We start from the raw sequence: 10228 nt of genomic DNA on the forward strand, positions 1-10228 counted from the left end.
GGGGAGGGGCGGGTCGGCTATCCTCGTGTGACCGGTCACGTGCGGCCGGCGACGCAAAGAGGCGAGAGCGATGAGCGAGACCGACATCCCGGATGCCGTGGGCAAAGCGCCCAGCATCCGCGACGTGGCCCGCCTGGCCGGTGTGTCCTACCAGACGGTCTCGCGCGTGATCAACAACAGCCCGCAGCTGCGACCGGAGACGGCGGCGCGGGTGCGTGACGCCATCGCCGAGCTGAAGTTCGTGCCGAATCAGGCCGCTCGGGCCCTCGCCACCAGCCGCACGCGACTCATCGGCGTCCTGGGGCCGCGCACGACGACCCACGGGGTCTCGGCGATGGTGCAGGCGGTGGAATCGGCGGCCCGCTCTGCGGGGTACCGGCTGACCCTCACGAACCTCGGCACGAGCGCCCCCGACGACGTGCGAGCCTCGATCGACCACCTCATGCAGCAGTCCATCGAGGGGCTGATCGCGGTCGCCCCCCAGACGCGCGTCGTGCCCATCCTCGACGAGATGAAACTGCCGGTTCCGGTCCGCATCGTCTCGTCCACGGGACCGGCCGCATCGGCCGCGGTCGTCAACGACCAGGTCGCGGGGGCACGCGCCGCCGTCCGCCACCTCGTCGAGCTCGGGCACTCCCGCATCCTGCACATCGCGGGTCCGCGCGACTGGATCGAGGCCGATCATCGGATGCGCGGCTATCTGGCGGAGATGGATGCGCAGGACCTCACGCCACGCCCACCGGTGCTCGGCGACTGGACCGCGCAGTTCGGCTTCGAGGCGGGTGTGGAACTGCTGCGCACGGAGGATGCGACCGCCGTCTTTGCCGGCAACGACCACATGGCCCTGGGCTTCATGCACGCGGTACGCGCGATCGGGCGGTCGGTGCCGGAGGACGTGTCGGTCGTGGGATTCGACGACGTCCCCGAAGCGGCGCACCTCTGGCCGCCGCTGACCACGGTGCGCCAGGACTTCGCCGGAATCGGGCGGCGGGCGGTGTGGGATCTGCTCGCTGACCTGGGCGTATCGCACGACGGCGAGACGATGCCGGAGCCGGACCATCTCCGCCTGATCGTGCGCTCGTCGACCGCGCCGCCCCGCCGCTGATCACGTCACGGTTTGGCAACGGCTGGTCGCCGAACGCAGCGGGACTTGACAGCGGCGGCGAGGTGCGAGGTACCATCACACACACAATGTGAACGGTCACATCACCGCCACACCACGCCGACGGGACTCGCTGCGGAGCGACTCCGTCGAGACGAAGACGTTTCGAACGATGCGTTTCCCGCTTCGCCCGATCGGCCTCGTTTCGCCCCGCCGGATGCGTGTGGGCGTGCCGTCCGCGCTGCAGCGGCGCACTCCACGCGGAGAAGCCGTGTCATCGAACCCAACGAAGGGAACCAGAGTGAAGAAGCACAGCATGCTCAAGGCGGTCGCGGGAGCGGGCGTCCTCGCGCTCGGCATCGGTCTCGCGGGCTGCGCGGGCGACCGCACCGGCGGCGGCAGCGGAGACGAGGGTGAGGCCGGCGGCATCATCGGCGTCGCCATGCCGACGCAGCAGTCGGAGCGGTGGATCGCCGACGGCAACAACGTCAAGTCGCAGCTCGAGGAGCTCGGCTACCAGGTCGACCTGCAGTACGCCAACGACGACATCCCCACCCAGGTCTCGCAGATCGAGAACATGATCACGTCGGGCGCCAAGGCCCTGATCATCGCCTCCATCGACGGCACCACCCTCACCGACGTGCTCCAGCAGGCCGCCGACGCCGAGATCCCCGTGATCGCGTACGACCGCCTCATCAACGGCACCGAGAACGTCGACTACTACACGACGTTCGACAACTTCCAGGTCGGCGTGCAGCAGGCCACGTCGCTGCTCACGGGCCTCGGCATCCTCGACGCCGACGGCAACGAGACCGGTGCGACCGGCCCGTTCAACGTCGAGCTGTTCGCCGGTAGCCCCGACGACAACAACGCGACGTTCTTCTGGAACGGCGCCATGGAGACCCTCAAGCCCTACATGGACTCGGGTGTCATCACCGTTCCGTCGGGTCAGACGGAGTTCGGTCAGGCCGCCATCCTCCGCTGGCTGCCCGAGACGGCGCAGGAGCGCATGGAGAACATCCTCACCGTCATCGGCGACACCAAGCTCGACGGCGTGCTCTCGCCCTACGACGGCCTGTCGATCGGCATCATCTCGGCCCTGACCTCGGGCGGCTACGCGGCCAACGCGCTGCCGGTCATCACCGGTCAGGATGCCGAGGTCGGCTCGATCAAGTCGATCATCGCGGGCGAGCAGTACTCGACGATCTTCAAGGACACGCGCGAGCTGGCGAAGCAGGCCGTGACCATGGTCGACGACATCCGCAAGGGTGAAGAGGTCGAGGTCAACGACACCGAGACGTACGACAACGGCGAGAAGGTCGTCCCCTCGTACCTCCTCGAGTCGACGATCGTCACGAAGGACAACTACGAGCAGGTCCTCGTCGACAGCGGCTACTACAGCGCCGACGACCTGAAGTGATCCCCGCGGGAGGGCCCCGGCCCTCCCGCACCGCCTCCGCCGCGACCGCACGCCGGTCGCGGCGGAGGCCCCTGTTCCCTCATCCCCACCGGCGGAAAGCCGGTCCTGCAAGGAGGACCTCGTGAGCACCATCCTCGAGATGCGCTCGATCACCAAGGAGTTCCCCGGCGTCATCGCGCTCGCCGACGTGTCGCTGACCGTCGAGCGCGGAACGGTTCACGCCATCTGCGGCGAGAACGGTGCCGGCAAGTCGACCCTCATGAAGGTGCTCAGCGGTGTGTATCCCGCGGGCGACTACCGCGGTGAGATCGTCTTCGACGGCAACACCGTCGAGTTCAAGGACATCCGCGACAGCGAAGCGGCCGGCATCGTCATCATCCACCAGGAGCTGGCCCTCAGCCCCTATCTGTCCATCGCCGAGAACATCTTCCTCGGCAACGAGATCACCCACCGCGGCCTGATCGACTGGGATGCCACCAACCGCGAGGCATCCAAGCTCCTCGCCCGTGTCGGCCTCGGCGACAGCCCCGACGTGCCGGTGAACGAGATCGGCGTCGGCAAGCAGCAGCTCGTCGAGATCGCCAAGGCCTTGTCGAAGGACGTCAAGCTCCTCATCCTCGACGAGCCCACCGCCGCTTTGAACGACGACGACTCCGAGCACCTGCTCGACCTGATCCGCCACCTGAAGGGCCAGGGGATCACGTCGATCATCATCAGTCACAAGCTCAACGAGATCCGCGCGATCGCCGATGAGGTCACGATCATCCGTGACGGGCGCACGATCGAGACGCTCGACGTGGCCACCGGCGGCACGAGCGAGGACCGGATCATCCGCGGGATGGTCGGGCGCGAGCTGGAGAACCGCTACCCCGACCGCGATGTCGAGATCGGCGAGGAGGTGCTGCGCATCGAGGACTGGACGGTGCACCACCCCACCGACGGAAGCCGCGTCGTCATCCACGAGGCGAACCTCAACGTGCGCGCCGGCGAGGTCGTGGGCATCGCCGGTCTCATGGGGGCGGGACGCACGGAACTGGCCATGAGCGTGTTCGGCAAGAGCTTCGGTTCGCGCATCTCCGGAAACGTCTACATCCGCGGCCAGAAGGCCGACACCTCGTCGGTTCCCGCGGCGATCCGCAGCGGTCTCGCGTACGTCACCGAGGACCGCAAGGGTGCCGGGCTCAACCTCATCGACACCATCAAGCGCAACATCTCGCTCGCCGGGATGCGCAAGCTCGCCAAGGGCGGGTGGGTCGACGGTGACGAGGAGTATCTCGTCGCCAACCGGTATCGCAAATCGATGAACATCAAGGCGCCGACGGTCGACGTCGTGGTCGGCAAGCTCTCGGGCGGCAACCAGCAGAAGGTCGTGCTGTCGCAGTGGCTGTACTCCGACCCCGAGGTGCTGATCCTCGACGAGCCCACGCGGGGCATCGACGTCGGTGCCAAGTACGAGATCTACACGATCATCAATTCCCTCGCGGCGCAGGGCAAGGGGGTGCTCGTGATCTCGTCGGAGCTTCCCGAGCTGCTCGGCATTTGCGACCGCATCTACACCCTCAGCGAAGGCCACATCACCGGCCAGCTGCCCATCGAGCAGGCCACACCCGAGGCCCTCATGGTGCTCATGACGAAGGAGAAGGAAGCCGACCATGTCAGCGCTTAACAACACGGCGACCCAAGCGGGTCCGGGCGGGACTCCGCGCGGTCCGGTCGGCGGCGCCGCCAACGGGGGAGTGGGCATCGTCCAGTTCTTCACGTCGCGCCTGCGCGAGATCGGCATCTTCATCGCGCTGATCGTCATCGTGCTGCTGTTCCAGGCCCTCACCGGCGGGCGTCTGCTCACCGCCGGCAACGTCTCGAACATCATCGTCCAGAACAGTTACATCCTGATCCTCGCGATCGGCATGGTGATGATCATCATCGCCGGACACATCGACCTGTCGGTCGGTTCGGTGGCGGCCTTCGTCGGCGCCGTCTCCGGTGTGCTGATCGTGCAGTGGGGCATGCCCTGGTGGCTCGGCATCCTGCTCTCCCTCGTGCTGGGCGCGGTGGTCGGCATGTGGCAGGGGTTCTGGGTGGCATACGTCGGCATTCCGGCGTTCATCGTGACGCTCGCGGGCATGCTGCTGTTCCGTGGTCTCACCCAGATGACCCTCGGCAACACCCAGATCACGCCGTTCCCGACCGAGTACCGTCAGCTCGGCGGTGGGTACCTCTTCCCCGACCTGTTCCCGGCCTCGAGCTCGCCGGCGGAGTGGATCACCGTCGCCCTCGGCGCTCTGACCCTCGTGCTGTTCGTCGTCTCGCAGGTGCGTCAGCGCGCCAAGCGTGCCGCGCTCGAGCTGCAGAACGAGCCGCGCGTGTGGTTCCTCTTCAAGATCATCGGCGGCGGTGCCCTCATCGCGTACCTCACGTACCTTCTGGGTGTCGCGCCCGGTTCGCGCGGAACGCCGATCGTTCTCGTGGTCCTCGCGATCCTCATCATCGGCTACTCGACGGTCATGAGCCGCAGCGTCTTCGGCCGCCACATCTACGCGATCGGTGGCAACCGCACCGCCGCGAAGCTGTCGGGCATCAACACCCGCCGCGTCGACTTCCTGCTGTTCGTGAACATGGGTGTGCTGGCGGCCCTCGCCGGCATCGTGTTCACGGGCCGTCTGAACTCGGCCGGTCCCGGCGCCGGAAACCTGTTCGAGCTGGATGCCATCGCCGCCTCGTTCATCGGTGGCGCCGCCGTCCAGGGTGGTGTCGGCCGCGTGGTCGGTGCGATCGCCGGTGGTCTCGTGATGGGTGTGCTCAACAACGGCATGTCGCTCATGGGTATCTCCACGGACGTGCAGCAGTTCATCAAGGGTCTCGTGCTCCTGCTCGCCGTCGCTTTCGACGTGTGGAACAAGAACCGCAGCCGCGGCTGATCCCGTCTCTCTGCGGATGCCCCGTCGCCTCGCGCGGCGGGGCATCCGTCGTGTCTGGGGCAGGATGGAACGGGTGACCCCCCGCTCGATCCCGCGCGCTCTCGGCGCGGTCGCTCTCGTCGCCGCGTTCGTGCTCTCCGGGTGCTCCGCCACCACCGCGCGGACCACCGGCACGAATGACGGGGAGGGCGTGATCGGTGTGAGCCTGCCCGCCGTCGACGACCGCTCGTGGGAACGGCTCGGCGACGCGCTCGGCGAGGAACTGCGTGCCCGGGGCTACCGTGTCGACCTGCAGTACGCCGCGGGCGACGGCCGCACCCAGTTTGCGCAGGCGCAGAACATGCTCACCAAGGGTGAGGATGCCATCGTCCTCGTGCCGCTGTCGACGGACACGCTCGCCCGTGCCCGTACGGCGGCCGTCGATGCCGGGGTGCCGCTGATCGCCGCCGGACGCGACCTCGACGGGGCGGGCGCCGTGGAGGCCGTGGACCCCGCCGCGCTGGGCCGTGCTCAAGCCCAGGCGCTCCTCGACGCGATCGCGGATGCGCCGGAGCCCACGGACGTCGCGGTGTTCGCCGGATCCCGCGACGACCCGGATGCGACGACCCGTCACGCCGCCGCGCTCGAGGTGCTGGAGTCGGCCGAGGCCTCGGGAGCCGTACGGATCGTCGCGGGGGCCGACGCGCAGTCCGCCGCCGTGGCGGACGCCCCGGCAGAGGTCGAGAGCGCGTCCGAGGAACGCGCCCGCACCGTGCTCGCGCCCTCGGACGACACGACCGTGGGTGCCGTACTCGCTCTGGGAGACGCCGTCACCCGCGGCGTCGTGGCGGCCCTGACGACCCCCGACCCGCGAGAGACCGCGTCGCCGAGCCCCACGGCCTCGCCGGAGCCGACGGAGCCCGCCGAACGGGACATCACCCCCGCGCCCCGGGTACCGCCCGTCGTGGTGGGATCCGGGGGTGACGCGCCCACCGTGCGGGCGCTGCGCGACGGGGTCGTCTCCGCGACGGTGTTCGTCGACACCCGCGAATGGGCGGTGCCGCTCGCCGACGCCGTCGAGGAGGCTCTCGCGGGCGACCCGCCGCCGGACAGCGTCGCACCGCAGCCCCTCACGGTGGAACGGAACGCTGTCGAGGCGGTGTTCCTCGACAGCGCATGGGTGCGCGTCGAGGATCTGGCCGACTGACGCTTTCGGGATAACCCGAACGAAGCGGCGGGCTGCCCGGGCTGTCCCGACGAGGCCTGCGTCCTACCGTGGAACACATGACCACGGCATCCGTCCTCCCTCCTCCGCCATCGACGCTGCCCGCGCCCCCGGGAGCGGTCTCGCGACCCGGCGTACGCATCTCCACGCCCGGCCGGGTGGCCGGCGCGATCGCCCAGCTCGCCGCGCTCGGCGTCGTGGGGCCGGCCGTCTTCGGCGCCCTCTTCGGCCTGTTCGGCGCGGGGGTGGGTCTGCTGTTCGCCCTCCTGATCGGGGCCGTCCTGCTCGCGGGCCTCGTGTACGCCCTGTTCGGCGTCGCGTGGTTCGAACAGGCGCGCCTCGACGGTCTCTACGGCTTCGACCTGCCGGCTCTCCGGGTGCGCCGCAGCCCGAAGCCCGGCTTCGTCGGTGTGCTGCACACCATCTGGCTGCAGGCGATCGACCCGCGGCAGTGGCGCGCGGTGGCGTCCTTCACCGTCTCCACGGTGCTGGGGCTCGTGACCCTCATGCTGATCGGTTCGGTGTCGTGGGGGCTCGTTCTCCTCGTCGATCCCCTCTTCGGGTGGGGGGACACCCGGCTGTTCGGACTTGTCGCTCTCGACGGGATCGGTGCTCCCCTCGTTGGCGCGCTCATCGTCGTCGTCGCCACGGGCGCGGTGATCGGACTGGGCCTGCTTCAGGGCGTCCTGGCGCGAGCCATCCTGGTGCCGTCCCGTGAAGCGCAGCTCGAGGAGCAGGCGCGCACGTCCGACACCCGCCGCGCCGGCGCCGTCCGCGCCGCGGAAGTGGAGCGGACCCGCATCGAGCGCGATCTGCACGACGGCGTCCAGCCGCGGTTGGTCTCGATCGGGATGACCCTGGGACTGGCTCAGACGAAGATCGACGACGACCCCGAAGCCGCCAAGGCCCTCGTCGCCGAAGCACACGCTTCGACGAAGTCGGCGATTACCGAACTCCGCCAGCTGGCCCGTGGCATCCATGCCTCGGTGCTCGAGGATCGTGGCCTGGATGCCGCGCTCTCGGCGCTCGCGTCGAGGTCGCACATCCCCGTCACCCTCGACGTGCGGCTGCCGCGCAGATGCAGTCGACCCGCGGAGGCGGCGGTGTACTTCTCCATCGCGGAGGCGCTGACCAATGCCGCCAAGCACTCGCGGGCAGGATCCTGTCGCGTCGACGTCCGGGTCCGGGACGACGGATCGCTCTGGGCGCGCGTCGAGGACGACGGTCTGGGAGGCGCGGGCGTCGTCCCCGGCGGCGGACTGGACGGCATCGTGAACCGCGTCACGGCGGCCGGGGGAACCGTCCGCATCGACTCTCCGCAGGGCGGACCGACGTCGGTGGAGGTGACGGTCCCGTGCGCATCCTGATCTGCGAGGACTCCGTCCTCCTCCGCGAGGGGCTCGTGCGACTGCTCGCCGACGACGGGCACGAGGTCGTCGCCGCTCTGCCCGACGCGTCGGGACTGGAAGCCGCGGTGGCCGAGACCACCCCGGACCTGTGCGTCCTCGACGTGCGCCTGCCCCCGTCCTGGACCGACGAGGGCATCCGGGCGGCGATCACCCTGCGGGCGCGGCATCCGAGGCTCGCGGTCCTCGTGCTCTCGCAGTACGTCGAGGAGCGCTACGCGAGCGACCTCATCGCGGACGGACAGGGCTCGCTCGGCTACCTCCTGAAGGACCGGGTCGCCGACGTGCGGGACTTCCTCGACGCCGTCGCACGAATCGCCGAGGGCGCGACCGTCCTCGATCCCGAGGTCGTCGGGCAGCTCCTCGCTCGACGCCGCCGCGACGATCGTTTGCAGTCGCTGACGGAGCGTGAGCGCGCGGTCCTCGCTCTCATCGCCGAGGGGCGGTCCAACCAGGCGATCGCGCAGGCGCTTTTCGTCTCGCCGGCCAGCGTGGAAAAACACATCACCGCGATCTTCACCAAGCTCGGCCTCGAGCAGGACGAGACGGGCAATCGCCGCGTCATCGCCGCACTCGTCCACCTGGGCCACGACACCACCGGAGCATCCTCATGACCGTTCAGACCCCTCCCGACCGGACTCAGGCCGCGCCGCACCGCTCGACGGGAACGTTCGCGGTCTCGATCATCACGATCGTCGTCGGCGGATGCATCATCCTGGGCACACTCGCCAGCAGCGGCCTCTCGGCGGTCCGGAACGCCCGCAGCGCCGACGCGGGGCCACCGGTCCAGCTGACGGACACGAGCGGGGTGGAGAGTGTCGACATCGATGTGACGGGGGGAGCGCTCACCGTCGTCTACGACGACGTGCCCCAGGCGGAATTGGACGGCGACGGAGCCGGCGCGTGGCGACTCGAACTCCGGGGTGACACGCTGTACGTGGCCACACCGCGTCGCTCTTTCGCGGACTGGGGGAGCGAGAAGGGTGCGACCCTCACGCTTCCCCGCGCACTGGAAGGGGATGCCGTCAGCGTCGATGCTCGGATCGCCGGGGGGAGCTTCGACCTCGACGGCGACTTCGGTGACGTCGACGTGGAGGTGTCCGGGGGCAGAGCGAACGTCTCGGGCGGCGTGAACGCTCTCGCCCTGACCGTCGCGGGCGGCTCGGTGTCAGCCGACGTCGACGGCGCCGGGGAGGCGACGTTCGACGTCGCCGGTGGCGAGCTCACGGCGACGCTCACCGGGGAGGCGCCGACGCGCACGAGCATCGAGGTGACCGCGGGGTCGGCCGACATCGGTCTCCCCGACGACACCTACCGCTTCACCAGCGAGGGCCCCGGGTCGGTCGACAGCACCCTGCGGACCTCACCCAGCGCGACGCCCCGCGTCGAGGTGCAGGCGGTCATGGGCTCGGTGACGCTCCGCGCCACCTGAGGCGGACGGGATCGGGGCCGGGGTGCGGAAGCGTCCCGGCCCCGTCTGCTTCACCGACGACAGCCGCGATCTCAGATGAAGGTCACGCGCGCCGTGTCGAGGCTGTAGTACGCCGGGACGACCGTGAGGGCCTTCGACGTCACGGCGTCGACGAGGGGTGGCGCTGTCGCGATCTGCTCGGCGCAGTGAGAAGCATTGATGCGCACGGCCGATTCGAGCAGGTCGGCCGCACCCTCGGCGCGGGCCTGTTCGACCGCGGGCATGATTCTCGAGACGATGGAAGCGACCTCCCCCTCCGGCGTCGCGGCACCGGCCGAGACATCGATGGCGGCCGCGACAGCGCCGCATTTCTCATGTCCCAGGACGACGACGAGCGGAGTCGCAAGGTGGAGGGCGGCGTACTCGATGCTCCCCAGCACGGCGCTGTCGACGACATTCCCCGCCACTCGGATGGTGAAGAGGTCGCCGAGGCCCTGATCGAAGACCAGCTCCGGAGCGAGCCTCGAGTCCGCACAGGTGAGGACGATCGCGAACGGGTCCTGACCGTCGGTGACCTCGCGCTGTCGATCAATTCCCTGATTCGGGTGCTCCGCGCGGGCCTGCGCGAAGCGCTGGTTGCCGGCGCGCAGGGCGGCTAGACCACTGCGGGCGTCCGTGGGAGCAGTCCGGGAGGGGGACGGCGTGACGGCCGTGGTGGCGGGGGCGCAGGCGGCGAGGAGGGCGAGTGCCCCCGCGAGGCCGGAGCC

Annotated in this window: 9 protein-coding genes; 8 read left to right on the forward strand and 1 reads right to left on the reverse strand. The window is 69.6% G+C overall.

Annotated features, from left to right (window positions below):
• Positions 1-70: 70 nt before the first annotated feature.
• The 8 genes from MHY30_RS14580 to MHY30_RS14615 all read left to right on the forward strand — a co-directional run bounded on the left by MHY30_RS14580 (position 71) and on the right by MHY30_RS14615 (position 9482).
• Complete coding sequence (locus tag MHY30_RS14580; RefSeq protein ID WP_239278700.1) at positions 71-1105, forward strand: LacI family DNA-binding transcriptional regulator; 1035 nt, start codon at positions 71-73, stop codon at positions 1103-1105.
• A gap of 313 nt (positions 1106-1418) precedes the next feature.
• The gene (chvE, locus tag MHY30_RS14585) at positions 1419-2522 is read left to right on the forward strand and encodes a multiple monosaccharide ABC transporter substrate-binding protein (protein WP_239278782.1); all 1104 of its coding nucleotides are present in this window, start codon (positions 1419-1421) and stop codon (positions 2520-2522) included.
• A gap of 139 nt (positions 2523-2661) precedes the next feature.
• A complete protein-coding gene (gene mmsA / locus MHY30_RS14590) occupies positions 2662-4188 on the forward strand; it encodes a multiple monosaccharide ABC transporter ATP-binding protein (RefSeq protein WP_239278793.1) in 1527 nt (508 codons plus the stop codon).
• The gene (gene mmsB / locus MHY30_RS14595; RefSeq protein ID WP_239278717.1) at positions 4175-5440 is read left to right on the forward strand and encodes a multiple monosaccharide ABC transporter permease; all 1266 of its coding nucleotides are present in this window, start codon (positions 4175-4177) and stop codon (positions 5438-5440) included. The genes mmsA and mmsB overlap by 14 nt, the downstream gene beginning before the upstream one ends.
• Before the next feature lie 73 nt (positions 5441-5513).
• Entirely contained in the window at positions 5514-6626 is a 1113-nt protein-coding gene (locus MHY30_RS14600) for a substrate-binding domain-containing protein (RefSeq protein WP_239278729.1), read from the forward strand.
• A gap of 77 nt (positions 6627-6703) precedes the next feature.
• Entirely contained in the window at positions 6704-8011 is a 1308-nt protein-coding gene (locus MHY30_RS14605) for a histidine kinase (protein WP_239278742.1), read from the forward strand.
• A complete protein-coding gene (locus tag MHY30_RS14610; RefSeq protein WP_239278751.1) occupies positions 7999-8664 on the forward strand; it encodes a response regulator transcription factor in 666 nt (221 codons plus the stop codon). The genes MHY30_RS14605 and MHY30_RS14610 overlap by 13 nt, the downstream gene beginning before the upstream one ends.
• The gene (locus MHY30_RS14615; protein ID WP_239278753.1) at positions 8661-9482 is read left to right on the forward strand and encodes a hypothetical protein; all 822 of its coding nucleotides are present in this window, start codon (positions 8661-8663) and stop codon (positions 9480-9482) included. The genes MHY30_RS14610 and MHY30_RS14615 overlap by 4 nt, the downstream gene beginning before the upstream one ends.
• A gap of 71 nt (positions 9483-9553) precedes the next feature.
• Here MHY30_RS14615 and MHY30_RS14620 read toward each other — a convergent pair.
• The coding region (locus MHY30_RS14620; protein WP_239278762.1) for a carbonic anhydrase at positions 9554-10228 on the reverse strand (675 nt) is incomplete at its 5' end.

The organism is Microbacterium sp. ACRRU (assembly GCF_022346945.1).
Taxonomy (GTDB): domain Bacteria; phylum Actinomycetota; class Actinomycetes; order Actinomycetales; family Microbacteriaceae; genus Microbacterium; species Microbacterium mcarthurae.

Excerpts from the sequence above, each read along its gene's own strand:
- MHY30_RS14580 (WP_239278700.1), top strand. The coding sequence starts at position 71 with ATGAGCGAGACCGACATCCCGGATGCCGTGGGCAAAGCGCCCAGCATC.
- chvE (WP_239278782.1), top strand. The coding sequence starts at position 1,419 with ATGCTCAAGGCGGTCGCGGGAGCGGGCGTCCTCGCGCTCGGCATCGGT.
- mmsA (WP_239278793.1), top strand. The coding sequence starts at position 2,662 with ATGCGCTCGATCACCAAGGAGTTCCCCGGCGTCATCGCGCTCGCCGAC.
- mmsB (WP_239278717.1), top strand. The coding sequence starts at position 4,175 with ATGTCAGCGCTTAACAACACGGCGACCCAAGCGGGTCCGGGCGGGACT.
- MHY30_RS14605 (WP_239278742.1), top strand. The coding sequence starts at position 6,704 with ATGACCACGGCATCCGTCCTCCCTCCTCCGCCATCGACGCTGCCCGCG.
- MHY30_RS14615 (WP_239278753.1), top strand. The coding sequence starts at position 8,661 with ATGACCGTTCAGACCCCTCCCGACCGGACTCAGGCCGCGCCGCACCGC.